The following is a 26,195-nucleotide window of genomic DNA, read 5'->3' as shown; positions in this document are numbered from 1 at the left end:
CCCCTACCTTCCAATGACGAAAGGCCCCCCTCCCATGTCGTTCCCCACCCGCGCCGCCGGCGTCGCCCTCGCCGGCCTCGCCTCCCTGACGCTCCTCGCCGGATGCTCGGCCTCGCCCGACGGAGACGGCGGCGGATCCGCCGGCGGCTCCGGCTCCGGCGCCGACATCGTGTCGCTCGTCGACGCCTCCGCGCAGACCCCCGCCGACGAGGTCGCCTCCTCGCTCGGCACCCCCACCGTGCCGGACGGCGCGAAGCTCTGCTACATCACCCGCACCCTCTCCAACGAGTTCTGGGGCTATGAGCGCGACGGCTTCGAGAACCGCGCGAAGGAGCTCGGCGTCGACTACCAGACCTTCGACGTCACCGACGAGTCCTCGATCACCGAGCAGCTCGACAAGGCCAAGAGCGCCATGAACCAGGGCTGCTCCGCCATCCTCGCCTCGCCGATCTCGGCCACCGGCCTCGACTCGATCTTCGAGTCGGCGCTCGCCGACGGCATCCCCGCGATCGTCCTCAACGACGCCAAGAGCGGCGTCGCCGGCACCGTCTACGTCGGACCCGACGCGACCACCATCGGCGCGACCGCCGCCGACTACATCGCCGACAAGCTGCCCGACGGCGGCAAGGTCGCGATGATCGAGGGCGACCCGGGCTCCTCCAACGCGATCAACCGCGGAGACGGCTTCACCGCCGCCCTCGCGAAGCACGAGAACCTCGAGCTCGTCGCCTCCCAGACCGCCTCCTGGGACCAGACCAAGGCGCAGGAGATCGCGACCACGATGCTGACCGCGAACCCCGACATCGCGGCCTTCTACTCGCAGAACGACGGCATGGCGCTCGGCGTCCAGGCCGCCATCGACGCGAAGGGCCTCACCGGCGAGGTGATCCTGGTCGGCACCGACGGCATCCCGCAGGCGAAGAAGCAGATCCTGGCCGGCGACTACACCGCCACCGTCAGCGAGCTGCCCACCACAGAGGGCGCGACCGGCGTGGACGCCGCGCTGTACCTGCTCGCCGGGAAGAAGGTCCCCGCGTGGATCGACGTCCCCGCGTTCATCATCGACAGCACCAACGTCGCGCAGTACGAGACCGGGATGCCGTAACCCGTCACCTCCTCCCTCCCCACGACCTCCTCGACAAGGAAGTAGACGGAACATGGCCGAGCATCTGCTCGAGGTCCGCGGCATCGCGAAATCGTTCCCGGGCGTCCGCGCCCTGGACGGCGTGAGCTTCACGCTCGACCGCGGCGAGATCCGCACCCTCGCCGGCGAGAACGGCGCGGGCAAGAGCACCCTGCTGAACATCCTCGGCGGGGCCCTGCGCCCGGACCGCGGCTCGATCACGATCGACGGCGTCCGGCGGATGGAGTACACCTCCCGCCAGGCGCTCGCCGAGGGGGTCCGCATCGCGCACCAGGAGCCGGCCATCGTGCCCCAGCTCACGGTGATGCAGAACCTGCTCCTCGGGCGGACGCGCAAGCAGCGCGCGTCCGCCCAGGACGACATCGACCGGGCCCTCAAGGACGTCCACCTGATGGGCTTCCCGATGGAGGCGAGGACCCCGGTCGGCCGGCTCAGCCCGGCGCAGCGGCACGCGCTCACCATCGCCCGGGCGTTCGCGTTCGGCGCGAAGATCGTCGCGCTCGACGAGCCGACGACGAGCATGCTCGAGCACAACGTCGAGGGGGTCCTCACCCGGGTCCGCGAGATCGCCCACGGGCGGGGCGTCGGCGTCATCTACGTCTCGCACAAGATGCCGGAGGTGATGAGCGTGTCGGACACGGTCGTCGTCCTCCGCGACGGCCGGCCCGCCTACGACGCTCCGATCGGCGAGACCTCGTCCGAGGACATCGTGCGGCGGATGGTCGGCCGGGAGCTGCTCTCGTTCGAGCGGCGCCACCCGGTCGCCCCGGACGCCGAGGTGCACTTCGAGGCCACGGGCGTCGTCCACCCGAGCGGAGTCGGACCGGAGTCGATCAGCGTCCGCCGCGGCGAGGTCGTCGGCATCGCCGGCCTCGTCGGCTCCGGCCGCACCGAGTTCCTCCGCGCGCTCATCCGCGCCGACGACGGCAGCGAGGGGACCGTCCGCCTGGGCGGCCGTGCGCTGCGCATCCGCTCGCCGCGCGACAGCCGCGACGCCGGCATCGCGTTCATCCCCGAGGACCGCAAGCACCAGGGCCTCGTCCTCCAGACCCCGGCCTACGCGAACGTCGCCCTCACCTCCGACCGGCAGCTGAACGGCTTCGGCCCCTTCATCAGCACGAAGCGGCAGATCGAGACGGCGGAGGAGATGGGCCGGCGCATGTCGCTGCGTCCCGCCGACGTCCGCCTCAACGCCCGCCAGTTCTCGGGCGGCAACCAGCAGAAGATCGTGATCGCGAAGTGGATCTGGCTCGGAGCGAGCGTCTTCCTCTTCGACGAGCCGACCAAGGGCGTCGACGTCGGCGGCAAGGTCGAGATCTACGAGCTCATCGATCAGCTGGCCTCCGAGGGGCACGCCGTGATCGTCGTCTCGAGCGACCTGCCCGAGATCATCTCCATCAGCGACCGGGTCCTCGTGATGAGGTCCGGGCGCTTCGTCTCCGAGCACGTCGGCGACGACATCACCGAGCACAGCATCGTGGCCAACGCCATGGGCGTGGCGAAAGGAACCTCATGACCTCCCCCGAGACCGGGAGCGTCGCCACCCCGCGCCGGCGCTCCTTCAACCTGCAGGCCTTCGGCATCTACATCGCCGCCGTCGTCCTCTTCGTCATCCTGGGCGTGCTGAACCCCAACTTCCTCACCATCGGCAACCTCCGCGACGTCGCGGTGTCGGCCAGCGTGAACGCCATCATCGGCATCGGCCTGACCTTCGTCATCATCACCGGCGGCATCGACCTGGCGGTGGGCGCCATGGCCAGCTTCGTCGGGATCGTCAGCGCCTCGCTGATGGTCAACGGCGGCGTGCCCCCGCTGCTCGGTCTCGCGGCCGGCATCGTCCTCGGCCTGATCTGCGGAGGGATCAACGGCCTGCTGGTCACCAAGCTGAACCTGCCGCCCTTCATCGCCACGCTCGGCACGATGAGCGTGTTCCAGGGAGGCGCCTACGTCGCCACCAACGGCAAGCCGGTCTACGACGTGCCGAAGGAGTTCATCCTCCTGCTCAACAGCTACATCGGAGGCGTGCCCGTCGTGGTCGTCATCGTGGCGGTCGTCGGAGTCGCGGCCTGGCTGCTCCTGCGCAAGACCGTGTTCGGCCAGAACGTGATCGCGGTCGGCGGCAGCGAGGAGACCGCCTGGCTCTCGGGGGTCCGGGTCCACCGCGTCAAGATCGCCGTCTACTGCATCTCCGGCGGGCTCTCGGCCCTGGCCGGCCTGGTCATCGTCGCCCGCATCAACGCCGCGCAGCCGGACGCGGGCAGCCCGTACCAGCTCACCGCGATCGCCGCGGCGGTCATCGGAGGAGCGAACCTGATGGGCGGCGAGGGCCGCATCGCGGGCACCCTGGTCGGCGCGCTCATCCTGGGCGCGCTCACCAACGGCCTGGTGCTGCTGAACGTGCCGAGCTTCTACGAGCAGATCGTCACCGGCCTCGTCGTCCTGATCGCCGTCACGCTCGACCAGGGCAGCAAGGGCTGGCCGATGTTCTCCAGAGGCCGCAGGAAGAAGCAGGAGGACGTCGCCGCTCCTCCGACCGAGTCGACGCCGTCGGTGAACGTGTGACCGCGCTGACCGCCCTCGACGGCGCGCGGGTCCTCGTGACGGGCGGCTGGGGCCTCATCGGGAGGCCCACCGTCGCGGCGCTCCTGGCGGAGGGAGCGGTCGTCACCGTCCTCGACCGCAGCGACGCGGGGGCGGACCCGGCCGTCCGGACCGTCGTCGGCGACGTGACCGACGAGGCCGTCCTCGCCGAGGCGCTGTCCGGCCAGCACGCGGTCGTCCACCTCGGCGGCTACGCCGGACTCGGGATGGCCGACGCGGTCGAGACCTACCGCGTGAACGCCGTGGGCACCTTCGCGGTGCTCGCGGCGTCCGCGGCGGCCGGAGTCGCCAAGGTCGTCTACGCCTCCAGCATCAACGCGAACGGCTACCCCCTCGGGGCCGAGCAGGCGCTCCCGCCCGTGTTCCCCTACTCCGAGGACGCGGCTCCCCGGATCTCGGACGAGTACTCGCTCTCGAAGCTCGCGAGCGAGGACGCGGCCCGGATGGCGCACACCACCTGGGGCCTCGAGCTCACCGGCCTCCGCTTCCCGCTGGTGCGCGACATCACGCTCGAGGGCGGACGGCGGTTCGGCGAGCACCTGCGCACCGCGCTCGCCGCCGACCCGCGCCGCCAGGCGGCGGAGGGGTTCAGCTACCTCGACGCGGCCGATGCCGCCCGCTCGGTGCTCGCGGCGCTGCTGCACGACACGCCTCCCGCTCCGGGGATCCTGGTCGCCGCTCCGCTCACCTACCTCCGCGGCGACACCGCGGCCGCCCTCGACGCGATCGCCCCCGGCGTGCCGCGCGGCGAGCTGCCGGGCCGCTCCGTCGGGCTCGACCTCACCCGCTCCCGCGAGCTGCTCGGCTTCGAGGCCGCGGTGCTGCTCGACGACGTGGCGCCGGACCAGCTCGCCGAGGTCGCCCCGTGACGCTCTCGCTGCTCGGCCTCGGACCCATGGGCGCCCCGATGGCGCGGAACCTCGTCGACGACGGCGGCCTCGCGGTCTGGAACCGCACCCGCGCGAAGGCCGACCCCTTCGCCGCGCTCGGAGCCCGCGTGGCGGCGACTCCGCGCGAGGCGGCGGCCGACATCACCCTGACGGTGCTGCCGGACCTCGCGCAGGTCGAGTCGCTGCTGGACGGCGAGGACGGCCTGCTCGCCGGCTGGCGCGAGCAGGCCATCGCGGATCCGGTGCTCGTCGTGCACGGGACCGTCTCGCCCTCGGCGGTGGCCGCGCTCGCCGCCCGCCTCGCCGAGGAGCACGGCGTCCGCGTCGTCGACGCCCCGCTCAGCGGCGGCACGGTCGGCGCCCGGGACGCGACCCTCAGCATCATGGTGGGCGGTGAGGAGGAGGCGGTCGCCCGCGTCCTCCCCGTGCTCGCGCGGCTCGGCCGCACGGTCCGCCACCTCGGCCCGAGCGGCGCCGGAGCGACCGCCAAGCTCTGCAACCAGATCGTGGTCGCCGGGACGGTCGCCGTCGTCTCCGAAGCCCTGCTGCTCGCCCGCACCGCCGGACTCGACCCGGAGGTGATGGTCGAGCTGCTGCAGGGCGGCCTCGCCCGCACGACCGTGCTCGAGCAGAAGAGCGCCAAGTGGCTGAAGGACGACTTCGCCGAGGGCGGCAGCGCGCGCAACCAGCTGAAGGACCTCCGCTACGTCCGCGAGGCTGCGGACGCCGAGGGCGTCGTCCTGCCCGCGATCACCGCCGTGACCGGCCTGTTCGAGAGGATGGTCGCCGACGGCGACGGCGATCTGGACCACACCGGCGTCGTCCGCACGATCGCGCGCCTCGGCGCTCCGACCCCGGGGAGGCACGCATGAGCGGATTCGTCGTCATCGACGCCCACCACCACCTGACGGATCTCCGCCGCTCCTACCCGTGGCTGGAGGGGCCGGCCGAGCCCTTCCGCTACCACGGCGACGACCGGCCGATCCGCCGCTCCTACAGCGTCGACGACTACCTCGCCGACGCCCGGGACGTGACCCTCGTCGCCTCCGTGCACGTCGAGAACGGCGCGGCCGACGCGCTCGCCGAGACGGCCTGGATCGACGCCCTCTCCCGCGAGCGCCCGGTGCCGACGGTGCACGTCGCGCACGTGTCGCTCCTGGACGCCGACGCGCCCCGGCAGCTGGAGGAGCACGCCGGGTACTCCGTGACGCGCGGCGTCCGCGACATCCTGAACTGGCACCCGGATCCGGTCTTCACGCACCGCGATCGGCCGGGGATCTCGGCCGATCCGGTCTGGCGCGCGCACTTCGCGCGGCTCGAGCCGCTGGGCCTGTCGTTCGACCTGCAGGTGTTCCCCTCGCAGCTGCAGGAGGCGGCCGAGCTCGCCAGCGCCTTCCCCGGCACCGCGATCGTGCTCGACCACCTCGGCATGCCGATCGGCCGCGACTCCGACTCGGTGGACGAGTGGCGGAGGGGGCTGCGCGCCGTCGCTGAGCGCGAGAACACGGTCGTGAAGATCTCGGCGATCGGCACGAACGACCACTCCTGGACCCGCGCGTCGATCGCGCCGTTCGTGCACGAGACGCTCGAGGCGTTCGGGCCGGCGCGGACGATGCTCGGCAGCAACTTCCCGGTCGACAGCCTCTACTCGAGCTTCTCCGAGCTGTACACCGCGTTCGACGAGCTCACCGCGGCACTCTCGCCTGCGGAGCGGCGCGACGTCTTCGCGGCGACGGCCGACCGCTTCTACCGGATCGGAGCGCCGCTGCCCGCGGTCTGAGGAGGCAGCGGGCGCCGCGGCGCGTCCGGGCGCCGGAGCAGCCGCAGGCCGGTCGCGAGCTGCCAGGCCGTGACGGCGTAGACGGAGGCGCGCTCCCAGACGCCGTCGGGCAGCAGATCGACGCCGGGCACGCGGGTGTCGACCTGCAGCATCAGCAGCGCGAGCAGGCCGACCGCGCCGAGCGCGATCCCGACCGTCCCGAGCGCCCACGGGGCGCGGCCGCGCCGGGCCGCGGCACCGGCGACGATCGAGGCCGCGTTGCCGCCGACGATCGCCATCGCGGCGCCGACCACGTGCAGGCCGCCGATCCCGTTCTGCGCACTGGCGCTGCTCCCGTGCACGAGGCCCACCACGGCGATGCCCACGGCGTAGACCACGGCGAGGGAGAGGAACAGCCCCCGCGATCCGCCCCGCGCCGCCCGCACGGTCGTGACGGCGGCGGCGAGGTAGAGCGCCCCCTGCAGGAGGAATCCGGCGTTCATCACCGCGTGCAGCGGCGAGTCGATCGCGCGCCCCTGGAACACGCCCACCTCGGGCACGCCGAGATCGCTGATGTAGTTCCGTGCGTAGCTGTAACCCGGGAACGCGGACGCGGTGACCGCCTCCGCTCCCACGTAGGCGAGCGCGCTCACCACCCACAGCACTCCGGCCCCACGAGTTCCCATGCGCCCATCATCCCCGGGCCCGGTCCCGCCGGTCGTCGTCGCCGGACGGCTCGCCGCCGCTCCGGTCACAGGCTGAACCCGCCGTCGGTCGTGAGCACCTGCCCGACGACCCAGCTGCCCGCCGACGTGGCCAGCCACGCGATCAGCTCCGCGGGGTCCGCCGGCGTGCCGACCCGGCCGAAGGGCGTGGTCGCGACGTACTCCTCGAGGTCCTCGAGCGACCGGTCGGTGGTCTCCGGGTCCAGGTATCCCGTGTTCACCGGACCGGGATCGATCGTGTTGAGCACGATCCCGAGCTCCAGGAGCTCGGCGGCGACCGTGGCGGTGACGCCGGCGAGTGCGGCCTTGCTCGCGGCGTAGGCGACCTCTCCGCGCATCGCGCCGTGGATCTGGCCGGACGTCATCCAGAACACGTGCCCCTGCGCCCGGGCGTAGGGCCCGGCTCCGACGACCCGGTCGCCGGGCCGGCGGGGTCCGTCGGTGCGCGGTGCCCGGAGCCGCGCGAACTCCGCGGTGAGCAGGAGGGTGGAGCGGGTGTTGACGTCCCAGAACGCGGTGAGCCGCTCGGGCGTCATGTCGAGGATGCTGCCGTCGTCGCCGCTCTTCGCGTGGTTGCAGACGAGGACGTCCAGGCTCCCGGTGAGGTCGGCCGCGGTGGCGATCAGACCGGGGATCGTGGAGGGATCGGCCAGGTCCGCGGCGACGTCGGCGAACCGCGCGCCCTCCGTGAGGTGCGCGCGGAGCTCGGACCGGACCGCATCGAGGTCGTCGCCTCCCCAGGGGAGGTCGAGATCGTGAGGGCGGTGATGGTGGACGACGAGGTGCGCGCCGAGGGAGGCGAGCTTCGCGGCGACGGCGAATCCGATGCCGCGCCGCCGCGAGACACCGGTGACGAGAGCGGTCCTGCCCTGCAGGGGGAGGAGTGCGGACACGGGGAGCCTTTCGATCGCGCCCGAGCGGGCCGGAGGGTGCGGGCCGGAGGGAGCGGGCCGGAGGGAGCGGGCGGGAGCGACGGGGATCGGGAAGGCCTCAGCCGCACTGCACGATCCCCACCGTACCGACCCCCCGGTGGCTTCCGTCCGGTGACGAGGTGCCGATCAGACCTGCTGGAAGACGCGCAGGCCCCGTCCCCGGGAGAAGCCGAGGCGCGAGTAGCTGTCCGCCAGCCGCTCGTCGGCGGCGACCGCCACGACGACTCCTCCCGCGGCCACCTCGTCGGTCACCGCCGACGCGTCAGGGGGACGGGGCGGGGAGCGTGGATCGGTGCGCGTCGACAGGTCCGCTGCTCGGCACCGCTCCTGCGGGGCCGAGCGACGCGGTCGCGACGATCACCCCACGGTCGCGATGACGACCGCGGCGATCGACAGGAGGGCGCGGCAGTGGTTCCATCGCGTCCACGAGCGCCGGTAGCGGTCCCACTCCCCGGCTCCGCCGCGATCGAGGCCGCGGTTGAGCGGCACGTTGCGCAGCACGGTGAGGGCCGTGCCGGAGAGGGACGCTCCGGCGATCAGCACGTCGACCGCTGAGCCGCGCACGAGACCCGAGACGCCGAGGGCGGCCGCGGCGACGGCCGTCCCGCCGAAGAGCACGAGGAACGGACCGCGCTCCGCTCGCCTGTTGATCCGGGCCATCGTCGCCGCGGCGTCCGGAGCGCTCGCCTGCCGCAGCGCCGGCATCACCATGACCGAGAACGCCGCGTAGACCCCGGCCAGCAGCCCGGTCCCGACGACGGTGATCGTGGCGATCATCGCCGGGCCGCCGTCGCCGCGATCCGGCACGCGCGGTCCCGGACGGGCGCCCGCCCGGTACCCGCGCCGTCGTCATCGGCACCCGTGCAGCGAGACGCGGGGCGGACGGTGTGCTCGCGTGGCTCGAGGCGGGCGAGGATGCGGGAGCCGGTGCGCTCGGCGCCGCCGGAGTGGAGAAAGGTCATGCCTCGATTCCACCGGTCGCTCGCCGGACGGTGAATGGGCGGGGCTCGGCTCCTCCTTCGTCAGCGTCTAGCGTGGGGCCGTGGATCCGCTCGAGCACTTCCTCTCCGGACCGCGGGCGTCGCGGGCCTTCGCTCTGCTCGTGGACATGGACGGGGCATGGGCCCTGGACGTCCGCGACGGCGCACCGCTCACCGTCGTCGCCGTGCTCGCCGGGTCGGTGCTCCTCGACGGGACCCCGCTCGGTGCGGGCGATGCGGCGCTGGTGCGCGGCCCGGAGCCGTACACCGTGTCCGATCCGGCGGGGAGCCCGCCGACGATCCGGATCGATCCCGGGCACCGGTGCGTCAGCCTCGACGGACGCGACCTCTCCGACGAGCTGCGCAACGGCGTCCGCCACTGGGGCACCGCCTCCGGCGGCGGGACGGGTCTGCTCGTGGCGTCCTACGACCGTTCCGACGAGGTGGGCGGTCTCGTGCTGCGCTCGCTCCCGCGTGTGGCGATCGTGCCGGGACACGGGACCGTCGATCCCGTCGTCGGCCTCCTCGCCGGCGAGCTGGCCCGGGAGGGCACCGCGGGCCGGGTCGTGATCGACCGGCTCCTCGACGTGCTCACGGTCTCGACGGTGCGGCGCTGGGCCGAGCTCGCTGCTCACCGGGGGGAGACGTGGCTCACCTGCGACGACGCGGTCGTGCTCGCAGCGCTCGACCGCCTCCACTCGCGGCCCGCCGAGGCGTGGACGGTCGAGTCCCTCGCGCGGAGCGTGAACGTCTCCCGGGCCACGCTCGCCGAGCGGTTCCGGGCGGGCGTCGGCCGGCCGCCGATGGAGTACCTCGCCCGCTGGCGTCTCACCGTCGCCGCGGATCTCCTCCTCGATCCCGGCAGGACCGTCGCGTCCGTCGCCCGGGAGGTCGGCTACGAGAACGCTTTCGCCTTCAGCACCGCCTTCAAGCGGCAGGCAGGCGCGACGCCCAGCGAGTTCCGCCGGCAGCGGGCGCCGGTCCTCTGAGGAGGCGGCGCGCGGGTCGAGGCTTCAATCCGCTGACGCCTCCTCGTCGAGCTCCTCGGCGAGCTCGTCCGCGGTCAGCCGGTCCCCGGGAACGGGCGTGCGGAAGGCTGGCGCGTCCTCGTCCTCGTCCACCGCGGGCTCCGCCTCGGCGGGAGCGGTGTCGGGCTCGAGGAGGACGTCGTCGTCGTCGACGGTGTCTCGGGCGCGATCGGCGTCGCGCGGCTCGTGTGCGGGCAGGAACGGTTCGGCCATGGACATGCTCGGAGCATGCCACCGTCGAGTAGCGAGCGGGTGAACGGATGTCCGGAGCCGCCGCTGACCGTTCCGCTCGGCGGGTCGGGCTCCGCCCGGTGCGACTCGCCGCGGGCTCGGAGGCCGGCGCGGACTACTCCTCGTCCGCCCGGTAGACCTTCCGGAACGCGTCCTTGCGGGCGATCCTCCCGCCGCGGAACTCGTAGATGTCGCAGCCCCGCGTGACCTGGGGTCGGCCGTCGGGGCCGGTCCCGGTGAAGGACCAGGTGGCCGCGCCGCGCGTCCCGGCGATGAGGGGAGCCCCCTCCTCGTGCCGCTCCTGTCCGGTGTCGAAGGCGAGCATGAGCGCGAATCCCTCGCGGACCTGCTCCTTCCCCGTCCAGGTGCGGCCGGGCTCGGGGCCGACGGACGCGCCGTAGACGCAGTCGTCGGTCATGTGGCTCATCAGCGCTTCGAGGTCGTGGCGGGTCCAGGCGTCGCTGAACGCGGCCAGCACCTCGGGCGTCATCTCGCTCGTGCTGGTCTCGGTCGAAGAGGAGTCGTCCATGAGCGGGCCTCGGTCCTTCTGATCGGTGGACCGTCGTCGGTCGCTCTGCGACCGTGGCAGGTGAGCGGCCGCAGTGGCAACGCCCTCTAGCGGTCATGTCCGGAAGCGGACGGCCGGCGGATCAGTGGTCCGTCGATCCGCCGACCAGCGGGTGAGCGCGACGGCGGGGGGCGGTGCACTGCGGGCGGCGGGAGCGGCCGCCGAGGCGACCCGCTCCACCGGGCACTGCCCCGTCTCGATGCTGAGCCCCTTCGTGAAGGCCGTGCCGAAGTCGGACGCGGGCCGGTCCTCCTCCGCCTCCTCGGTCGCGGCTCCCGGGTCGCCCGCTGCGGCCGGATGCTAGGCGCTCGCCGCCTCCTCCGCCACCTCCTCCCCGCCGACCGGCGCCGACGCGCAGGATGAGGAGCACCGGTCGCGGCGGGCACCGACTCCGCACCCGACCGGCACTGAGACCGCCACGAGCCCGCGCCGGCGGGAGGACAGCGAGAGCACCATGGGATTCTGGGGACCGACCGACGAGACCCGCGGCACGCGCCCGGTCGACGAGCCGCTCGGCGAGCTGGAGCTCGTGCACGCCTTCACCAGCGGGCCGATGCCCACCGGCGTCAGCGTCTCGCACACCGGGCGGATCTTCGTGAACTTCCCGAAGTGGGGCGACGAGGTCCCGGCCACGGTCGTGGAGCTGGTCGACGGAGCGGCGGTGCCCTACCCGGACGAGGCCTGGAACACGCCGTCGGGAATCGACGACGCCGGCGCCCTCGTCTCGGTGCAGAGCATCGTCGTCGATCCGGCCGACCGGCTCTGGATGCTCGACACCGGCAGCCCGATGTTCGAGCCGACGAAGAAGGGCGGCCCCAAGCTCGTCCGCGTCGACCTGGCGACCGACACCGTCGAGCAGGTGATCGTCCTCGAGCCGGACGTCGCCCTGCCGACCACCTACCTCAACGACGTGCGCTTCGATCTGCGGCGCGGCATCGCCTACATCACCGACTCGGCCGACTCCGGCCCGAACGGGATCATCGTCGTCGACCTCGAGACGGGGACCGCCTGGCGCCGCCTGCACGACCACCCGAGCACGAAGGCGCTCACTCCTCCGGAGCTCGTGCCGATGGCCGAGGGCCGCGTGCTGATGAAGCGCCCGGCAGACGGCGCCCCGCAGCCGGTGACGATGGGCGCCGACGGCATCGCGATCTCGGCCGACGGCGAGCGCCTCTGGTACTGCCCGCTCGCCTCCCGCCGCTGGTTCAGCGTGGCGACGGCGGCCCTGGTCGACCGGTCGGTGCCGGACGAGGACGTCGCGGCGACCGTCGTCGACGAGGGCGACAAGGGCGGGGGAGCGGACGGACTCGAGACGGATGCGCTGGGCCGCTTCTACGCCACGAGCTACGAGAACAACGCGATCGTCCGCCGTCGCACCGACGGCACGATGGAGACGATCGTGCACGACGAGCGGCTGCTCTGGCCCGACACCCTGTCGATCGCGACGGACGAGCACCTGTACGTCACCGCGAACCAGCTGCACCGCCAGGCCGACTACCAGGGCGGCACGGATCTGCGGACGTACCCGTACGCGCTGTTCCGGGTGCGGATCGGCGCGGGGCCGGTTCTCCTGCGCTGAAGGCCCCCGCCTGGTCGCCTGCGCCGAGATCCGCAGCGCGGATCAGCGCCAGTGGGCGAGCTCCGTGCGGAGGGTCGCGCGGGCGCGGGCGAGCAGTCCGCGGACGGTCGAGGTCGTGAGGCCCAGCTCGTGCGCGATCGCGTCGTAGCTGCACTGCTCCAGCTGGCGCAGCTCCCAGCAGCGGCGCTGGGCCGGGGGCATCGCGGCGAGCACCCGGTTGGCGTCGGCGGCGAGCGATCCGCAGTGCGCGGCGTGCTCCGGGTCGTCGGCGGCGGAGGCGGGGAACTCGTCGTCCAGCTCGGCTCGCAGCCGCGAGACGCTGGAGCGGAGTCGGTCGACGCTGCGGCGGCGGGCGGTCGTGACGAGCCAGCCGGCGATGGTCTCGCCGTCGATCACGCTGTCCACGTGGGTCCACGCCGCGAGGAACGTCTCCTGCACCACGTCGTCGACGTCGGCGCTGCTGCGGAGGGTGCGGGCGGCCGTCGTGCGGAGCAGCGCGGTGTAGCGGCGGACGATGGTGGCGAACGCGCGGTCGTCGCCCTCCGCGGCGCGGATGACGAGCATCCGGTCCGAGTCGGGCTCGAGCAGTGCGAGCGGCGGCGCGGCGAGGGTCGAGGGGCGGGCCCTCGGGAGGCGTGCGGGGGTGGTGGCGGTGAGCATGCGGACTCCGGTCGACTTGATGTGTACGCATGATTCGGAGGCGCGCTCCGGCCCGGTTTCCCGGGGCGGGACCCCAGTGAGAGGGGCAGGTCTGTCCGGTTTCCGGGGACGTCAGCGCCGCCGCGACCACCAGCGGCGGGACCGCTCCGGCTCGGCGGCCGCCCGGGCCTCGGCCGCGGCGGCGCGATCGGCGCGCCGCTGCGACCAGGCGGCGACCTCCTCGTCGACGTCCCGGAGCGGGGTGACGACGGGGGGCCCGCCGAGCAGCTGGCGGCGTGCCTCGATCACCCGCGTGTTGAAGTCGGCGAGCTCGGCGCGCACCTCCTCCTCGCGGTGCAGGCGGTCGAGGCGCTCGTCGAGCGCGCGGTCCTCGGCGCGGAGGAGGAAGGCGGCCGGGCCGATCCCGGTGAGGTTCTCGCGCTCGATCTTGCGGCGGATCCACCAGTCCGGGTCGTGGGCCGCGCCCAGGTCCGGGAGCGGCTTCCCCGATCCCGGTAGGTCGTCGAAGTCGCCGCGGCGGATCGCGAGCTGGATCGCCGTCTCGACGAACGCGGCCCGCTCGAGCGGATCCTCGGGCAGGGCGGGCTGCTCCGACTCCTCCTCGCCCGCGGCGCCGGCCCGGTACCGGGCGGCGCGCTCCCTCGCATCCGACATCCCTCCACGCTAGATCGGGCTCCTCGCCGCGGGCAACCACCCCTCCCGCCGTCTCCGTGGTCGGTGGGGCTCCGCGGGTCGACATCGGCGGACCGGCGTGCGTAGTATCGATACTCGATAACATCGACGATCGATAAGGAGTACGTCATGACGAGTGTCATCTCCAGCGGACCGGTCCGGGAGCGTCCGCGCGTGTTCCGGGTGGCGAGAGCGGTCCTGCTCATCGTCGCGGTCTTCTCCGTGCTCACCGCGCTCCTGCAGACCTGGACGGTCACCACCGGGCGCACCCTGCTGGTCTTCGGGGGAGCGGACGGCCGCCTCCCGCTCCGGAGCCTCCCGCAGCTGCTGCAGGCCGAGCCGCGCGAGGGCACCGCGCCCACGCTCGCCGACGCCGCTCTCTCCCTCCGCCTGCTCGGTGCGCTGCCGAGCCTCCTCCAGGCGGTCACCATCGTCCTCGCCACGGTCTTCCTCCTGCGGGTCCTCCGCGGCATCGCGGCCGGACGCCCGTTCGACCCCTTCGTCCTCGCGAACTGGCGCCGTCTGAGCCTCGCCCTGCTGATCGGAGGAGTGGCGCAGGGCCTCGCCGACACCGCGGCGGGCCTGTACCTCAGCTCCGGCATCGGCCTGCTGTTCGCCGCCGGCCGGGTGACCGACGAGCAGCGCGATGCCTTCCTCGGCGGCGACTACCAGGCCATCGGGACGAACCTGCCGCAGTGGCCCGTCCCCGTCCTGCTCGCCGGAGTGGTGGCCCTCGCCCTGACGGCGGCGTTCCGCGCCGGCGCGAAGCTCGAACGGGACGTCGACGGCGTTGTCTGAGCCCGCCGACGACGAGAGGCACCGGATCGACTGCCACCTCGGAGCAGTGCTGGCCGAGCGCGGCGTGACCCTCACCGCCCTCTCGGCCCGCACCGGCATCACGATGGCGAACCTCTCCATCCTCAAGAACAACCGCGCCCGCGCGATCCGCTTCACGACGCTGACGCTCATCTGCGACGCGCTCGACTGCACCCCGCAGGAGCTGTTCTCGATCCGGGCCGTCGACGAGCGGGGGTAGCGGCGGGCGGATCGGCCAGGGGATCTCTGCGGGGCCGATGGTGTGGACGCCGTCCCATCGGATCGTCGATCGAGCAGGCCTCGGTCGCGCTCCGTGTCCGCCCTTTCTGGGATCGGCCGGAGCTCCGCGGAGCTCGCTCTCGTCCCGACCCGTGGATGAGCCTCACCAGCGCGGTCGGCGGCCTCGGCCATCGACCGTCCACAGGGGAGCGAGCTCGTCAGCGGGACCGTCGAATGCGCCTCCGGTGGATGCCGGCGGCTGCTCGCGGTCGTCCCTCCCGACGCGAACCACTCCCGAGCAGTTGTCGAGCACTCGAAAGGACCCCGCAGACACGCATCGCGGGAACCCTCCGGGACCCTCGCGCCATCACGGTGACTTCCACCGTCGAAGGGCCCCTCCTGAAGATCCGGGCCGACTACTGGTCCCAGGAGTCCATCCCCGAGGGACGTGTGCGAAGCGTCCTCGTGCGTGCTTCCGCGAACCGGTCCCGCGCTGAGCGATCTCCCTGAGACGGCGGCGGTGTACCCGTCGACGAGGCCGCCGGTCATCGTCCCCGCGAGGAGCGCCCGCTTCAGACCCGCACCGACGACGAACACGTCGATCGACCCGGGGTTCCCGAACGGGGGACGGACCGTGATGCACGTCTGGTCGTGCTGAGCGGCGGTCAGCGGTCGAGGACTTGACGAATGACGAGGACTCGGTTCTCCGTCGACTCCCGCCCGACCGGGTCGAACCCGCTCGCCGTCATCACTGAGACCCTGCTCGAGCCGGTCGGCGTGCTTGTGCGCGCCGCGCTGCGGCCGCTTCCCGCCCGCTCAGTCCAGCGGGTAGCCCGGCAGCCCGTCGATGCTGACCGCGTTCCGCGTGGCGCGGTACTCGGCCATGCCGTCGGGGCCCTTCTTCTCGGCTTGGAGGAGGAGCAGGTCGCGCTCGCCGACCGGCTCCATCACCGGCACGCCCCAGCCGCACGCGTCGCTGATGCGGGTGAGCTCGACGGTGACGACCGCGCGGGTGCTCGGGTGATCGGGGTGCTGCTCCGCGACCTCGGCGAACGCCTCCGAACCGGGCAGGTGCACGGAGCCGGTGCCGTGCAGGCGGACGATGCGCGGACGCGGTCCGAACGACGCGAACATCAGGCACACGCGCCCGTTCTCGCGCAGGTGCGCGATCGTCTCGACTCCGCTGCCCGTGTAGTCGACCCAGCCGACCCGCCGCGGGCCGAGGATCGAGAACGAGTCGTGGCCGCGCGGCGACATGTTGACGTGCCCGTCGGCGGCGAGGGGCGCGGTGGCGACGAACCACATCGGCTGCTCGTGGATCCAGGAGGAGAGGCTCTCGTCTATCTCGTCGTAGACGTGCGCCACGGGATCAGGCCCCGGCCGCGCGGCGGACCAGCTCGGTGACGGCGGCGCGCGTCTCGGCGTCGGCGGAGACGAGCGCGTAGGCGGTCGGCCAGATCGTGCCGTCGTCGAGCTGCGCGCCGTCCTGGAAGCCGAGGGTCGAGTAGCGCGTGCCGAACTTCGCGCCGGGCTGGAAGAAGACGATCGCCTTGCCGTCGGAGCGCGCGTAGGCGGGGAAGCCGTACCAGGTCTTCGGGAGGAGGTCGGGAGCGGTCTCGCCGACGACGTCGTGCAGCATCTGGGCGATCGGCCGCTCCTCGTCGGTCATCGCGGCGATCGCGGCCTCCGCGTCCCTGCGGTCGGCGTCGGCCTTGTCGGCGCTCTTCTGCCGCTTCGCCTCCGCCCGCAGCTCGGCCGCGCGCTGCTTCATCGCCGCGCGCTCGTCCTTCGAGAAACCGTCTTCGGAGGCCATGTCCGCCCGTCCCGTCCGTCTGCGGCTCCCGGTCCGGGAGCGTCCCCGCACATCGTGACAGCGCCGCACTCGCCGCACAACGGCGGGAGCGAGCGCGACCGCGCGCCCCGGAAGCCCAGCCTCCGCGGTTAGCGTGGGCGGATGCGCCTCCTCCTGATCCGCCACGGCCAGACCCCCTCCAACGTCGCCGGGCTCCTCGACACCCGCATCCCCGGACCCGGGCTCACCGACCTCGGCCGCACCCAGGCCGCGGCGCTGCCCGGTCGGCTCGCCGGCGAGGGGATCGGCGCGCTGCTCGTCTCGACGATGGTCCGCACCCACGAGACGGCCGCCCCTCTCGCCGCGGCGCTCGGGCTCGAGCCGATCGAGCGCGACGGCATCCGCGAGGTCGCGGCCGCGGGGCTCGAGATGCGCGGCGACGACGCGGCGGTCGAGGAGTACATGGGCACGGTCTTCCGCTGGGCCGGCGGCGAGACGTCGATCCGGCTGGCGGGCGGCGAGACGGGCGACGAGTTCGCGGCGCGCTACGACGCGGTGGTGGCGGAGGCGGAGGCGCTCGGGCACGAGGTCGTCGCGCTGGTCAGCCACGGCGCGGCCATCCGCTGCTGGGCGGGTCTGCGCTCCCTCGACCTCGATGCGCGCTTCATCGCCGACCACCTGCTCGACAACACCGGCGTCGTCGTCCTCGAGGGCTCGGGCGACGCGTGGACGCTCGTGTCCTGGCAGGGCGAGCCCGTCAGTGGAGTCGGCGCGGCGGCCCCCTCGGGCCCGGCGGGCGAGACCACCGTCTGAGCTGCGGGGCCTCCTCGCCGGTCGAGCAGCGGCGGATGGAGACCGGCCGGAACGAGCGCCGCCGGCCGCGCCATCACGGTAACGATCGCGCAACACTCCGGAAACCAGCTCCGACCAGCACATTCGCTCGCGCCGATCGGTTCATCACCACCCCTGGACCCGCCCCCGCAATTGTCCGACGTTTGCCCCTCGGCAGCTCCGCGGCTACCGTGGTCGGCGGTCCTCACGGGCCCCGATGAACCGGTCCGCGCTCGCACGGCGTCCCCCCAGGACGCGCCGCGATCGTACGGTCAACGGGAGTGGAGGCGGCCCCGAGGCCGCCTCGGACGCTCTCGCCTCCACCCCCTGCCGCGCTGAGCGGCGGGACGTACGCGGAGGCTCGACGCACGGCTGTCCCACGCTCCCGACCCGGCACCACGAGATGAGCGCAGGGCGTCGTCCCTGCGCGCCGACGGAGTGTACGTGCACCAGAACCAGCAGATCATCAGCGAGCCCCGGAGCGAGGCGGGTGCCGATCCCGCGACCCCCGCTCTCGAGGCCCGCCACCTCTTCAAGGTGTTCGGCCGGAAGCCCGACGAGGTCGTCCGCCGACTGGGCGAGGGCGCCGACCGCGGCGAGCTCGCCGGACTCGGCACGGCCGCGGTGATCGACGCGTCCTTCACCGTGCGCCGCGGCGAGATCTTCGTCGTGATGGGCCTCTCCGGCTCCGGGAAGTCCACCCTGATCCGCATGCTGAACGGGCTCCAGGAGCCCTCCGCGGGCGAGGTCCTGATCGAGGGCTCCACCATCACCGGCGTCTCCGAGGCGGAGCTGCGCCGCGTGCGCCGCTCGTCGGTGTCGATGGTGTTCCAGCACTTCGCGCTCCTCCCGCACCGCACCGTGCTCGACAACGTCGCGTACCCGCTCGAGATCCAGGGCGTCCCCGCGGCCGAGCGCCGCGAGCGGGCCCTGCTCGCGGTCGAGCGCGCCGGTCTCGCCGGCTGGCACGAGAAGATGCCCGACGAGCTCTCCGGCGGCATGCGCCAGCGCGTCGGCCTCGCCCGGGCGCTCGCCGCCGACACCGACATCGTGCTGATGGACGAGGCGTTCTCGGCACTCGACCCGCTGATCCGCCGCGAGATGCAGGAGCAGCTGATCGAGCTGCAGCACGAGCTCGGCAAGACCATCGTCTTCATCACGCACGACCTCAACGAGGCCATGTTCCTCGGCGACCGCATCGCGGTGATGCGCGACGGCCGCATCGTCCAGATCGGCACCCCGGAGGAGATCCTCACCGACCCGGCGAACGACTACGTCGCCCAGTTCGTGCAGGACGTCGACCGCGCCCGCGTGCTCACCGCCTCTGCCGTGATGGAGCCCGCCCGCTCCGTGGTCACCCTGGCGGCCGGTCCCCGCGCCGCGCTCCGGAGCATGCGCGACCTGCAGACCTCGGCCGCGTTCGTGGTCGGCGGCGGACGCCGCCTGCTGGGCACGGTCCGCGACCGCGACGTGATCGAGCAGGTGCGCCGGAGCACCGGCGACCTCTCGGCGGTCCTCACCTCCGACGTCGTCACCGTCGGTCCGGACACCGCCCTCAGCGAGGTCATCGAGCCCGCCGTCGAGTCGGCGCTGCCGGTCGCCGTGGTCGACGCCGACGGGCGTCTGCTCGGAGCGATCCCGCGGGTGACCCTGCTCGCGGCGCTCGGCAACGTGCCCGCCCGCACCGGCGAGCACCCGCTGATCGAGCCGCCCGCCACCGTCTCGACCGAGGTCGTCACCGCGACCCTGCACGCGACCGGAGGCCCCGTCGAGGACGCCGTCCTCGCGGCGGACGGAGGTGCACGATGACCGATCTCGGCTTCCGCCTCCCGCTCGGCGCCCTCGCCGAGGGTGCCGTCGACGTCCTCACGCAGACCTTCCAGCCGGTCTTCGACCTGCTGCGCACCGTCTTCGGCGCCCTCTACTCTTGCGTCGACCTCGTCCTCGCGACACCGCCCTTCTGGGTGATCGTCGCCTTCCTCGCCGTACTGGCCTACGCCGTCCGCGGCTGGGTCTTCGCGGCCGGCACCGCCGTGGGGCTCCTGCTGATCGTGGGGGTCGACCAGTGGGAGAACGCGATGGACTCCCTCGCGCTGGTGCTCGTCGCCTCCGTGATCGCCATCGCGCTGAGCGTGCCGCTGGGCGTGCTCGCCGCGCGCAACCGCACGGCCTCCGCGGTCATCCGGCCCGTGCTCGACCTGATGCAGACGATGCCGGCCTTCGTCTACCTGATCCCCGCGCTGATCCTGTTCCGGGTCGGAGTGGTGCCGGGCATCGTCGCGACCATCGTGTTCGCGATGGCGCCGGGCGTCCGGCTCACCGAGCTGGGCATCCGCGGCGTCGACCCGGAGCTCGTCGAGGCGGGGGAGTCGTTCGGCTCCTCGAAGTGGCGGATCCTCCGCCAGATCCAGCTGCCGCTCGCGCTGCCCTCGATCCTGGCGGGCCTCAACCAGGTCATCATGCTCTCGCTCTCGATGGTCGTCATCGCGGGCATGGTCGGCGCCGGAGGGCTGGGCGGCGACGTCGTCGCGAGCCTCAACCGGATCGATGTCGCGCTCGGCTTCGAGGCGGGCATCTCCGTCGTGATCCTCGCGGTCGTCCTCGACCGGATGACCGGCGCGCTGGGCTCGCCCTCGCCGGCGAGGGTCGCCCGGGCGAAGAACCGCCGCGCCGTCGTGGCGACCCGTTCGGCCGTCGGCGTCGTCTCGATCGGCCTGGTCGCGTCCCTCGGGGCCGCGACCCTCGCCGCTCCCGCCACCGCCGCCTCCGTCGACAACGGCGACCGCACCGACGTGACCGTCGCCGTGTTCCAGGGCTGGGACGAGGGGATCGCCGTCTCCGCTCTGTGGGAGGCGGTGCTCGAGGAGCAGGGCTACGACGTGACCCTGCAGAACGCCGACGTCGCCCCCGGCTTCCAGGGCCTCTCGACCGGCGACTACGACCTCGCCCTCGACACCTGGCTGCCGCTCACCCACGCCCGGTACGTCGAGCAGTACGGCGACTCGATCGTCGACCTGGGCGCGTGGAACGACGAGGCGAAGCTGACCATCGCGGTCAACGAGGACGCCCCGATCGACTCCCTCGAGGAGCTCGCCGCCGACCCGGGCGTCGTCGGCAACCGCCTGATCGGCATCGAGCCCGGCTCCGGTCTCAACAAGACGACGACCGAGGACGTCATCCCCGGCTACGGCCTGGAGGGGATGGACTACCTCACCTCGTCGACGCCGGCCATGCTCCAGGAGCTCTCGAGCGCGACCGCCGCGGGCGAGAACATCGCCGTCACGCTCTGGCGCCCGCACTGGGCCTACGACGCCTTCCCGGTCAAGGACCTCGAGGACCCGAAGGGCCTGCTCGGGCAGGCGGAGGGGATCCACTCCTTCGGCTCGGCCGCGTTCGACGCGGACTACCCGACGATGAGCCGCTGGATCCGCGACTTCCGGATGGACTCGAAGACGCTCTACTCGCTCGAGAACGCGCTGTTCAACGACGGGGCCGACGACCGCTCCGCCGCCCTCGCCGCGTGGATGGACGAGAACCGGGAGTACGTCGACACGCTGATCACCTGATCCGCCACCACGACGAAGGCCGAGAGGCCGGGCGGCCCCGGACCAGGGGTCCCGGCCTCTCGGCCTTCGTCGCGCAAAAGTCAGGCGGCGCTGACCCGGCGTCCCGCGGTGGCGCGGACCAGGAGGGTGACCACCAGCACCACGGCGGCGGCGACCAGCGCGGCGATCCCGGCGGGGACCGAGACGAGCTCGCCGGCGAAGCGGCCGACGGCGACCCAGGAGAGTCCCCAGACGAGCGAGAGCATCGGGGCGATGCGGCCGCGGCCGGTGACCGCGATCAGGAGTCCGACGAGCGCGGCGACGGCGAGGACGACGACCGCCCAGACCGCGGCGCCCGGACCGTCCGCGCTGCCGACTCCCGCGCCGACGAGCCCGGCGGTGACGTTCGCGGCCGTGGCCACGCACACCCAGCCGAGGTAGAGCCCGAAGGTGCCGTCCGTCACGATCGCGTCGACCACTCCGGCCGAGCGGGTGGTCCGCAGGATCACGAAGATGCGCGCGAGCACGGCGAGCAGCAGGGCGATCACGACGACGCTGAGCGTCAGGAAGCCGGCCTGGACGACCAGGATCCACGCGGCGTTCAGGAGGAGGCTCGCGGCGGCCCAATAGCCCAGCCGGCGGTGGCGGGTGCGGGCTGTCTGCGAGGGCAGGAACTGCCAGATCGCGTAGGCGATGAGGCCGGTGTAGATGACGCTCCAGATCGCGAAGGCGGGGCCGTCGGGAGCGATGGGGGTCGAGGACGCGGTCAGGGCGCCGCCGGCCGCGTTCTGGATCTGCGTGCCGCCCGCGGCGCCCGAGCCGATGAAGGAGCCGATGAGGGCGAGCACCGCGCTCACGGCGACGACGACCTGGCGGATCCGGTCGGCGCGGTCGGGGGTTCGTGTGGCGGTCATGTCGCTCCTCCATTAGTCAGCTGGCTGAGTAATGAGAGTAGCGCGATTCCGCTCCCCGTCCACTGGGGCTTGCGGCGAGGCCCCGACCCTGGAGAGGGCCGGGGCCGGATCCTCAGGCGCGGGCGGCCGCGTACTGCTCGCGGATCACGGGGCGGTGGTCCGGCGCGGGCTCGGCCACCGAGGTGACGGTCCACGTCGGACGCGATCCTGTCAGCGCCCAGGCGGCCTGCACGGCGGCACCGTCGGCCACGTACTCGCCGGGCGTCGGCACCTGCACGGGCACGTCGAACACCTGCGAGGCCGCGAGCTGCACGGCGCGGTTCTGCGCGGCTCCGCCGATGAGGAGGATGCGCCGCGCCTCCACTCCCTGCGCGCGAACGGCGTCGAGGCCGTCGGCCAGTCCGCAGAGCATGCCCTCGATGGCCGCGCGGGCGAGGTTCGGCCGCGTGGTCGAGGCGATGGTCATCCCGTGCAGGCTCGCGGTCGCGTCCGGCAGGTTCGGCGTGCGCTCGCCCTCGAAGTAGGGGACCAGCACGAGGCCGTCGGCACCCGGCTCCGCCTCGAGGGCCAGTGCGGCGAACTCGTCGAAGTCGCTGCCGAGCAGGGTCGCGGTCGAGGCCAGCACGCGCGCGGCGTTGAGGGTCGCGACCAGCGGCAGGAAGCGCCCGCTCGCGTCGGCGAAGCCGGCGACGGTCCCGGAGGCGTCGCGCACCGGGTCGTCCGTGACGGCGAAGACGGTGCCGCTCGTGCCGATGCTGACGATCACGTCGCCGGGGCCGGCGCCGAGGCCGAGCGCGGCGCCCGCGTTGTCGCCCGCGCCGGGGCCGACGACGAGTCCGCTCTCGGTGCGGCCCGCCTCCTCCGAGGGGCCGAGCACGCGGGGGAGCAGCGGGCGGTGGCCGAGGGCGCGCTCGAGCAGGTCGAGGTCGTAGCCGTCCGCTCCCCAGTACGAGGTGCCGGACGCGTCGGACCGGTCGGTCGTGAGCGCGTCGAGCTGCGGACCGCGGGCGGAGTCGGGGCCGTAGCCGAGCAGGCGCCAGGTCAGCCAGTCGTGGGGGAGCGCGACGGCGGCGACACGGGCGGCGTTCTCGGGCTCGGCGTCGCGCAGCCAGCGGAGCTTGGTGGCGGTGAAGGAGGCGACCGGCACCGATCCGGTCCGCTCCGCCCAGGCCCCGGCTCCGAGCTCCTCGATGAGCGCGGCGGCGGCGGGCGCGCTGCGGGTGTCGTTCCAGAGCAGAGCGGGGCGGATGACGGCGCCGCTCTCGTCGAGGACGACCATGCCGTGCTGCTGGCCGCCGACCGAGATCGCGGCGACGTCGTCGAGCCCGCCGGCGTCGGCGAGGGCGAGCTGCAGCGCCTCCCACCACGCGGCCGGATCGACCTCGGTGCCGTCCGGGTGGCTCGCCCGGCCGGTGCGCACCACGGCGCCGGTGTCGAGGTCGCGGACGACCACCTTGCAGCTCTGGGTCGACGAGTCGATCCCTGCGACGAGCGTCATCGCTGTCCTCTTTCGTTGGGGGGGTGCGGGTTCGGGCGTCCGGTGCGGAACCGGGCCGGATGCAGGAGAACGGACGAGACCCCGTGCGGGTGCAGGGGATCTCGTCCGTTTCAGGTCGTCCCGCGGCGGACCGCGGGCTCAGGGGGTGCGGGTCAGCCGCGGGCGCCGAGCAGGTGCTCGGTGGCCAGCTGCTGCAGGCGCACGAAGCCGAAGCCCTTGCCGCCGAGGTAGGCGTCGGCGTCGAACGACTCGTACGAGGCGGTGTCCGCGAGCAGGTCGTCGTACGACTCGCCCTCGTTCAGCGTCGGGGTGGAGAGCTCGGCGACCTTGGCGGCGGCCAGCGCCTCCTGCACCTCGGGGTCGGCGCGGAAGGCCGCGGCGCGCTCCTTGAGCAGCAGGTAGGTGCGCATGTTCGCTGCGGCCGAGTCCCAGACTCCGGTCTCGTCCTCGGTGCGCGAGGGCTTGTAGTCGAAGTGGCGCGGGCCGTCGTAGGCCGGGACGCCGCCGGGGCCGCCGTTCTCGAGGAGGTCGACGAGCGAGAACGCGTTGTGCAGGTCGCCGTGGCCGAAGACCAGGTCCTGGTCGTACTTGATGCCGCGCTGGCCGTTGAGGTCAATGTGGAAGAGCTTGCCGTGGTACAGCGCCTGGGCGATGCCGGCGGTGAAGTTCAGGCCCGCCATCTGCTCGTGGCCGACCTCGGGGTTCACGCCGACGAGCTCGGGGCGCTCGAGGGAGTCGATGAACGCGATCGCGTGGCCGAGCGTGGGCAGCAGGATGTCGCCGCGGGGCTCGTTCGGCTTGGGCTCGATGGCGAAGCGGATGTCGTAGCCCTTGTCGGTGACGTAGTCACCGAGCAGGTTGACGGCCTCGCGGTAGCGCTCGAGCGCGGCGCGGATGTCCTTGGCGGAGTCGTACTCGGCGCCCTCGCGGCCGCCCCACATGACGAAGGTCTTCGCGCCCAGCTCGGCGGCGAGGTCGATGTTGCGGAGGACCTTGCGCAGCGCGAAGCGGCGGACGTCGCGGTCGTTCGAGGTGAAGCCGCCGTCCTTGAAGACCGGGGCGCTGAAGAGGTTGGTGGTGACCATCGGCACGATGAGGCCGGTGGACTCCAGCGCGCCCTTGAGGCGGTCGATCTGGGTCTGGCGCTCGGCGTCGGTGGAGCCGAAGGCGAACAGGTCGTCGTCGTGGAAGGTGAGGCCGTACGCGCCGAGCTCGTCGAGCTTCTCGACCGCGTGGACGACGTCGAGCGGCTCGCGGGTCGGGCCGCCGAACGGGTCCGTCCCGTTGTAGCCGATGGTCCAGAGGCCGAACGAGAACTTGTCGGCGCGGGTGGGGGTCAGGGACATGGGATCCGAATCCTTTCCGGCGACGTCGCCGAATTGTTGTTGAGCCCAACATATCCCCTGAGGGTCGGGAGGCGCAACGAGCGGAAGGCCCGGCGCGTCGCCCTCCGGCCGATCGCGGGTGCCGCCCGTTCGTGCCGCGGAACCGCTCGCGGAGCGGGCCGGCGCCCGGGGAGGTCGTCGCGAGGATCGCTTGCGCAAGCGCTTCGACTGTGCGTACAGTCGCTCCAGCACGACCGGTCGAAGCGCTTCGAAGCTCGACCGCGACCGACGACGACGTCCGGCAGGAGGAGCCATGGCGACCATCCACGACGTGGCCCGCGCTGCCGGAGTCTCGATCAGCACCGTCTCCTACGCCCTCTCCGGCAAGCGCTCGATCGCCGCCTCCACCCGGCAGCGCGTCGACGACGCGGTGCGCCAGCTCGGCTACCGGCCCCACGCGGGAGCCCGGATGCTCGCCGGGGCGCGGACCCACATCCTCGCCCTCTCCGCCCCGATGCGCGGCGAGCTGCACCTGCCGACCCACATGCGCTTCGTCACCGAGGTGCTCGAGCGCGCCCGGGAGTCGGACTACGACGTCCTGCTGCTCGTCACCGACGAGGCCTCCAGCGGCATCGGGCGCGTCTCCTCCTCCTCGCTCGTCGACGGCATCGTCCTGATGGGCGTCGACGACGACGACGACCGCGCCGAGCTGATCCGCGCGGCGGGGGTCCCCGCCACCTTCATCGGCGTGCCCGCCGACTCCCACGATCTCGCCTGCGTCGACCTCGACTTCGCCGAGGCCGCCCGGCAGAGCGTCCGCCGGCTCGCCGAGCTGGGCCACCGCTCGCTCGGCCTGCTCGAGCACCCGCAGTCCTACACCGACCGCAACGCCGGCTTCGTCCGCCGCTTCGACGAGGCGTTCCGCGCCGAGGCCGCAGCGCTCGGAGTCGAGATCGCGGTCGAGCGCCCGCACATCGGCCGCCCGAGCGCATCGGCCGCGATCGACGCGATCCTCGCCGCACCCGTCCCGCCGACCGCGCTCGTGCTGCACTGCAACGAGCCCGTGGCGGAGGCGGCGATCGAGCGCGTCCTCGAGCGCGGCCTCTCCGTCCCCGGTGACCTGTCGATCCTGGCGGCCTGCGCCAGCTACGACGGCGGCGCCCTCCCTGTCCCCACCAGCAGTCTTCCCCTCCCGTTCGACGCGATGTGCCGAGCGGCCGTCGCGCGGACCCTCCAGCAGATCGACTCCGGCCGCACCGTCGGCGTCGAGCTGCTCCCGCCCTCCTACGTCGACCGCGGATCCCTCGCGGTCGCTCCGACCGGCGCTCCGGTGCCGGCGGTCCCGTCCGGCACTCCCGCGCCGGCCTCCCTCTAGTCCTCCACCCTCTTCCCGCCCGCTCCGGCTCTGCGCACTGTCGAAACGCTTCGACACCGCGCCTCCGCGAGAGAGCGCTCCCTGCACCACCTCCGCAGCACCACCGCACCG

The 26,195-nt window shown here is 73.1% G+C and carries 28 protein-coding genes; 15 read left to right on the top strand and 13 right to left on the bottom strand.

Annotated features, from left to right (window positions below):
* The first annotated feature begins 34 nt into the window (after nucleotides 1-34).
* The 6 genes from C5D50_RS15730 to C5D50_RS15705 are packed head-to-tail and all read left to right on the top strand — an operon-like array spanning nucleotide 35 to nucleotide 6,415.
* Complete coding sequence (locus C5D50_RS15730; RefSeq protein ID WP_159939642.1) at nucleotides 35-1,105, top strand: substrate-binding domain-containing protein; 1,071 nt, start codon at nucleotides 35-37, stop codon at nucleotides 1,103-1,105.
* 52 nt (nucleotides 1,106-1,157) lie between these two features.
* Nucleotides 1,158-2,660 carry a sugar ABC transporter ATP-binding protein gene (locus C5D50_RS15725; RefSeq protein WP_104283928.1) on the top strand — a complete coding sequence of 501 codons (1,503 nt, stop codon included), beginning with the start codon at nucleotides 1,158-1,160 and terminating at the stop codon, nucleotides 2,658-2,660.
* On the top strand, nucleotides 2,657-3,706 hold the full coding sequence (locus C5D50_RS15720) for an ABC transporter permease (protein WP_104283927.1): 1,050 nt from the start codon (nucleotides 2,657-2,659) through the stop codon (nucleotides 3,704-3,706). The genes C5D50_RS15725 and C5D50_RS15720 overlap by 4 nt, the downstream gene beginning before the upstream one ends.
* Nucleotides 3,703-4,614, top strand: a complete 912-nt coding sequence (locus tag C5D50_RS15715; protein ID WP_181137365.1) for an NAD(P)-dependent oxidoreductase — start codon at nucleotides 3,703-3,705, stop codon at nucleotides 4,612-4,614. Before C5D50_RS15720 ends, C5D50_RS15715 begins: the two co-directional genes overlap by 4 nt.
* Nucleotides 4,611-5,507 carry an NAD(P)-dependent oxidoreductase gene (locus tag C5D50_RS15710; protein ID WP_258069652.1) on the top strand — a complete coding sequence of 299 codons (897 nt, stop codon included), beginning with the start codon at nucleotides 4,611-4,613 and terminating at the stop codon, nucleotides 5,505-5,507. Before C5D50_RS15715 ends, C5D50_RS15710 begins: the two co-directional genes overlap by 4 nt.
* On the top strand, nucleotides 5,504-6,415 hold the full coding sequence (locus C5D50_RS15705; protein ID WP_104283925.1) for an amidohydrolase: 912 nt from the start codon (nucleotides 5,504-5,506) through the stop codon (nucleotides 6,413-6,415). The genes C5D50_RS15710 and C5D50_RS15705 overlap by 4 nt, the downstream gene beginning before the upstream one ends.
* On the opposite strand, the gene C5D50_RS15700 is transcribed toward C5D50_RS15705, so the two are convergent.
* The 4 genes from C5D50_RS15700 to C5D50_RS15690 all read right to left on the bottom strand — a co-directional run bounded on the left by C5D50_RS15700 (nucleotide 6,382) and on the right by C5D50_RS15690 (nucleotide 8,828).
* Nucleotides 6,382-7,080: a DUF998 domain-containing protein gene (locus C5D50_RS15700; protein WP_104283924.1), complete on the bottom strand. Its 699-nt coding sequence runs from the start codon at nucleotides 7,078-7,080 to the stop codon at nucleotides 6,382-6,384. The genes C5D50_RS15705 and C5D50_RS15700 overlap by 34 nt on opposite strands.
* Before the next feature lie 65 nt (nucleotides 7,081-7,145).
* Entirely contained in the window at nucleotides 7,146-8,012 is an 867-nt protein-coding gene (locus C5D50_RS15695) for an SDR family oxidoreductase (protein ID WP_258069651.1), read from the bottom strand.
* 165 nt (nucleotides 8,013-8,177) lie between these two features.
* Complete coding sequence (locus C5D50_RS16915; protein ID WP_258069650.1) at nucleotides 8,178-8,303, bottom strand: hypothetical protein; 126 nt, start codon at nucleotides 8,301-8,303, stop codon at nucleotides 8,178-8,180.
* Between the two features lie 105 nt (nucleotides 8,304-8,408).
* Entirely contained in the window at nucleotides 8,409-8,828 is a 420-nt protein-coding gene (locus C5D50_RS15690; protein ID WP_104251111.1) for a DUF1772 domain-containing protein, read from the bottom strand.
* A gap of 265 nt (nucleotides 8,829-9,093) precedes the next feature.
* Between C5D50_RS15690 and C5D50_RS15680 the strand changes: the two genes are divergently transcribed.
* A complete protein-coding gene (locus C5D50_RS15680; protein WP_104283922.1) occupies nucleotides 9,094-10,020 on the top strand; it encodes an AraC family transcriptional regulator in 927 nt (308 codons plus the stop codon).
* 24 nt (nucleotides 10,021-10,044) lie between these two features.
* Here C5D50_RS15680 and C5D50_RS15675 read toward each other — a convergent pair whose 3' ends face one another.
* Both C5D50_RS15675 and C5D50_RS15670 read right to left on the bottom strand, forming a co-directional pair.
* On the bottom strand, nucleotides 10,045-10,278 hold the full coding sequence (locus tag C5D50_RS15675; RefSeq protein ID WP_146086942.1) for a hypothetical protein: 234 nt from the start codon (nucleotides 10,276-10,278) through the stop codon (nucleotides 10,045-10,047).
* A 127-nt stretch (nucleotides 10,279-10,405) separates the two neighbouring features.
* Nucleotides 10,406-10,819 carry a nuclear transport factor 2 family protein gene (locus C5D50_RS15670; protein WP_208543359.1) on the bottom strand — a complete coding sequence of 138 codons (414 nt, stop codon included), beginning with the start codon at nucleotides 10,817-10,819 and terminating at the stop codon, nucleotides 10,406-10,408.
* Nucleotides 10,820-10,943: 124 nt separating this feature from the next.
* Here C5D50_RS15670 and C5D50_RS15665 point away from each other — a divergent pair, with 124 nt between their 5' ends.
* A complete protein-coding gene (locus tag C5D50_RS15665; protein ID WP_104283920.1) occupies nucleotides 10,944-11,162 on the top strand; it encodes a hypothetical protein in 219 nt (72 codons plus the stop codon).
* Nucleotides 11,163-11,312: 150 nt separating this feature from the next.
* Nucleotides 11,313-12,437 (top strand): L-dopachrome tautomerase-related protein, encoded by a 1,125-nt coding sequence (locus C5D50_RS15660; RefSeq protein WP_104283919.1) that lies wholly within the window; start codon nucleotides 11,313-11,315, stop codon nucleotides 12,435-12,437.
* A gap of 42 nt (nucleotides 12,438-12,479) precedes the next feature.
* Here the strand turns inward: C5D50_RS15660 and C5D50_RS15655 are convergent, their stop codons facing one another.
* Entirely contained in the window at nucleotides 12,480-13,097 is a 618-nt protein-coding gene (locus C5D50_RS15655; RefSeq protein WP_104283918.1) for an RNA polymerase sigma factor, read from the bottom strand.
* 111 nt (nucleotides 13,098-13,208) lie between these two features.
* The gene (locus C5D50_RS15650) at nucleotides 13,209-13,751 is read right to left on the bottom strand and encodes a DUF1992 domain-containing protein (protein WP_104283917.1); all 543 of its coding nucleotides are present in this window, start codon (nucleotides 13,749-13,751) and stop codon (nucleotides 13,209-13,211) included.
* A 147-nt stretch (nucleotides 13,752-13,898) separates the two neighbouring features.
* Here C5D50_RS15650 and C5D50_RS15645 point away from each other — a divergent pair, with 147 nt between their 5' ends.
* Nucleotides 13,899-14,567, top strand: a complete 669-nt coding sequence (locus C5D50_RS15645) for a hypothetical protein (protein ID WP_104283916.1) — start codon at nucleotides 13,899-13,901, stop codon at nucleotides 14,565-14,567.
* Nucleotides 14,560-14,805, top strand: a complete 246-nt coding sequence (locus C5D50_RS15640) for a helix-turn-helix transcriptional regulator (protein WP_104224883.1) — start codon at nucleotides 14,560-14,562, stop codon at nucleotides 14,803-14,805. The genes C5D50_RS15645 and C5D50_RS15640 overlap by 8 nt, the downstream gene beginning before the upstream one ends.
* 815 nt (nucleotides 14,806-15,620) lie before the next feature.
* Here C5D50_RS15640 and C5D50_RS15635 read toward each other — a convergent pair.
* Both C5D50_RS15635 and C5D50_RS15630 read right to left on the bottom strand, forming a co-directional pair.
* Nucleotides 15,621-16,169, bottom strand: a complete 549-nt coding sequence (locus C5D50_RS15635; protein WP_104283915.1) for a pyridoxamine 5'-phosphate oxidase family protein — start codon at nucleotides 16,167-16,169, stop codon at nucleotides 15,621-15,623.
* 4 nt (nucleotides 16,170-16,173) lie between these two features.
* Entirely contained in the window at nucleotides 16,174-16,617 is a 444-nt protein-coding gene (locus C5D50_RS15630) for a hypothetical protein (protein ID WP_104227361.1), read from the bottom strand.
* A gap of 141 nt (nucleotides 16,618-16,758) precedes the next feature.
* Here C5D50_RS15630 and C5D50_RS15625 point away from each other — a divergent pair, with 141 nt between their 5' ends.
* From C5D50_RS15625 to C5D50_RS16965, 3 genes are all read left to right on the top strand, one after another.
* The gene (locus tag C5D50_RS15625; protein WP_104224880.1) at nucleotides 16,759-17,409 is read left to right on the top strand and encodes a histidine phosphatase family protein; all 651 of its coding nucleotides are present in this window, start codon (nucleotides 16,759-16,761) and stop codon (nucleotides 17,407-17,409) included.
* 462 nt (nucleotides 17,410-17,871) lie between these two features.
* The gene (locus C5D50_RS15620; protein WP_374955353.1) at nucleotides 17,872-19,236 is read left to right on the top strand and encodes a glycine betaine/L-proline ABC transporter ATP-binding protein; all 1,365 of its coding nucleotides are present in this window, start codon (nucleotides 17,872-17,874) and stop codon (nucleotides 19,234-19,236) included.
* The gene (locus C5D50_RS16965; protein WP_104283914.1) at nucleotides 19,233-20,993 is read left to right on the top strand and encodes an ABC transporter permease/substrate binding protein; all 1,761 of its coding nucleotides are present in this window, start codon (nucleotides 19,233-19,235) and stop codon (nucleotides 20,991-20,993) included. The genes C5D50_RS15620 and C5D50_RS16965 overlap by 4 nt, the downstream gene beginning before the upstream one ends.
* A gap of 80 nt (nucleotides 20,994-21,073) precedes the next feature.
* Here C5D50_RS16965 and C5D50_RS15610 read toward each other — a convergent pair whose 3' ends face one another.
* The 3 genes from C5D50_RS15610 to xylA form a co-directional block, all read right to left on the bottom strand.
* Nucleotides 21,074-21,886, bottom strand: a complete 813-nt coding sequence (locus C5D50_RS15610; RefSeq protein ID WP_104224878.1) for a tryptophan-rich sensory protein — start codon at nucleotides 21,884-21,886, stop codon at nucleotides 21,074-21,076.
* A gap of 112 nt (nucleotides 21,887-21,998) precedes the next feature.
* Nucleotides 21,999-23,384: a xylulokinase gene (gene xylB, locus C5D50_RS15605; RefSeq protein WP_104283913.1), complete on the bottom strand. Its 1,386-nt coding sequence runs from the start codon at nucleotides 23,382-23,384 to the stop codon at nucleotides 21,999-22,001.
* Nucleotides 23,385-23,536: 152 nt separating this feature from the next.
* On the bottom strand, nucleotides 23,537-24,730 hold the full coding sequence (gene xylA, locus C5D50_RS15600) for a xylose isomerase (RefSeq protein WP_104224876.1): 1,194 nt from the start codon (nucleotides 24,728-24,730) through the stop codon (nucleotides 23,537-23,539).
* A 292-nt stretch (nucleotides 24,731-25,022) separates the two neighbouring features.
* On the opposite strand from xylA, the gene C5D50_RS15595 reads away from it, so the two are divergent.
* A complete protein-coding gene (locus tag C5D50_RS15595; protein WP_104224875.1) occupies nucleotides 25,023-26,084 on the top strand; it encodes a LacI family DNA-binding transcriptional regulator in 1,062 nt (353 codons plus the stop codon).
* Nucleotides 26,085-26,195 lie beyond the last annotated feature (111 nt).

The sequence above is a fragment of the Rathayibacter sp. RFBD1 genome (genome assembly GCF_002932915.1).
Lineage (GTDB): Bacteria > Actinomycetota > Actinomycetes > Actinomycetales > Microbacteriaceae > Rathayibacter.
Note: the sequence above shows the minus strand (reverse complement) of the source record. Positions and strands in the feature narration are given on the sequence as shown.

Bases quoted from the DNA above. Each gene is read 5' to 3' on its own strand.
- C5D50_RS15730 (WP_159939642.1), top strand. From the start codon at position 35: ATGTCGTTCCCCACCCGCGCCGCCGGCGTCGCCCTCGCCGGCCTCGCC.
- C5D50_RS15725 (WP_104283928.1), top strand. From the start codon at position 1,158: ATGGCCGAGCATCTGCTCGAGGTCCGCGGCATCGCGAAATCGTTCCCG.
- C5D50_RS15720 (WP_104283927.1), top strand. From the start codon at position 2,657: ATGACCTCCCCCGAGACCGGGAGCGTCGCCACCCCGCGCCGGCGCTCC.
- C5D50_RS15705 (WP_104283925.1), top strand. From the start codon at position 5,504: ATGAGCGGATTCGTCGTCATCGACGCCCACCACCACCTGACGGATCTC.
- C5D50_RS15700 (WP_104283924.1), bottom strand. From the start codon at position 7,080: ATGGGAACTCGTGGGGCCGGAGTGCTGTGGGTGGTGAGCGCGCTCGCC.
- C5D50_RS15690 (WP_104251111.1), bottom strand. From the start codon at position 8,828: ATGATCGCCACGATCACCGTCGTCGGGACCGGGCTGCTGGCCGGGGTC.
- C5D50_RS15675 (WP_146086942.1), bottom strand. From the start codon at position 10,278: ATGTCCATGGCCGAACCGTTCCTGCCCGCACACGAGCCGCGCGACGCC.
- C5D50_RS15670 (WP_208543359.1), bottom strand. From the start codon at position 10,819: ATGGACGACTCCTCTTCGACCGAGACCAGCACGAGCGAGATGACGCCC.
- C5D50_RS15660 (WP_104283919.1), top strand. From the start codon at position 11,313: ATGGGATTCTGGGGACCGACCGACGAGACCCGCGGCACGCGCCCGGTC.
- C5D50_RS15655 (WP_104283918.1), bottom strand. From the start codon at position 13,097: ATGCTCACCGCCACCACCCCCGCACGCCTCCCGAGGGCCCGCCCCTCG.
- C5D50_RS15650 (WP_104283917.1), bottom strand. From the start codon at position 13,751: ATGTCGGATGCGAGGGAGCGCGCCGCCCGGTACCGGGCCGGCGCCGCG.
- C5D50_RS15645 (WP_104283916.1), top strand. From the start codon at position 13,899: ATGACGAGTGTCATCTCCAGCGGACCGGTCCGGGAGCGTCCGCGCGTG.
- C5D50_RS15630 (WP_104227361.1), bottom strand. From the start codon at position 16,617: ATGGCCTCCGAAGACGGTTTCTCGAAGGACGAGCGCGCGGCGATGAAG.
- C5D50_RS15625 (WP_104224880.1), top strand. From the start codon at position 16,759: ATGCGCCTCCTCCTGATCCGCCACGGCCAGACCCCCTCCAACGTCGCC.
- C5D50_RS16965 (WP_104283914.1), top strand. From the start codon at position 19,233: ATGACCGATCTCGGCTTCCGCCTCCCGCTCGGCGCCCTCGCCGAGGGT.
- C5D50_RS15610 (WP_104224878.1), bottom strand. From the start codon at position 21,886: ATGACCGCCACACGAACCCCCGACCGCGCCGACCGGATCCGCCAGGTC.
- xylB (WP_104283913.1), bottom strand. From the start codon at position 23,384: ATGACGCTCGTCGCAGGGATCGACTCGTCGACCCAGAGCTGCAAGGTG.
- xylA (WP_104224876.1), bottom strand. From the start codon at position 24,730: ATGTCCCTGACCCCCACCCGCGCCGACAAGTTCTCGTTCGGCCTCTGG.
- C5D50_RS15595 (WP_104224875.1), top strand. From the start codon at position 25,023: ATGGCGACCATCCACGACGTGGCCCGCGCTGCCGGAGTCTCGATCAGC.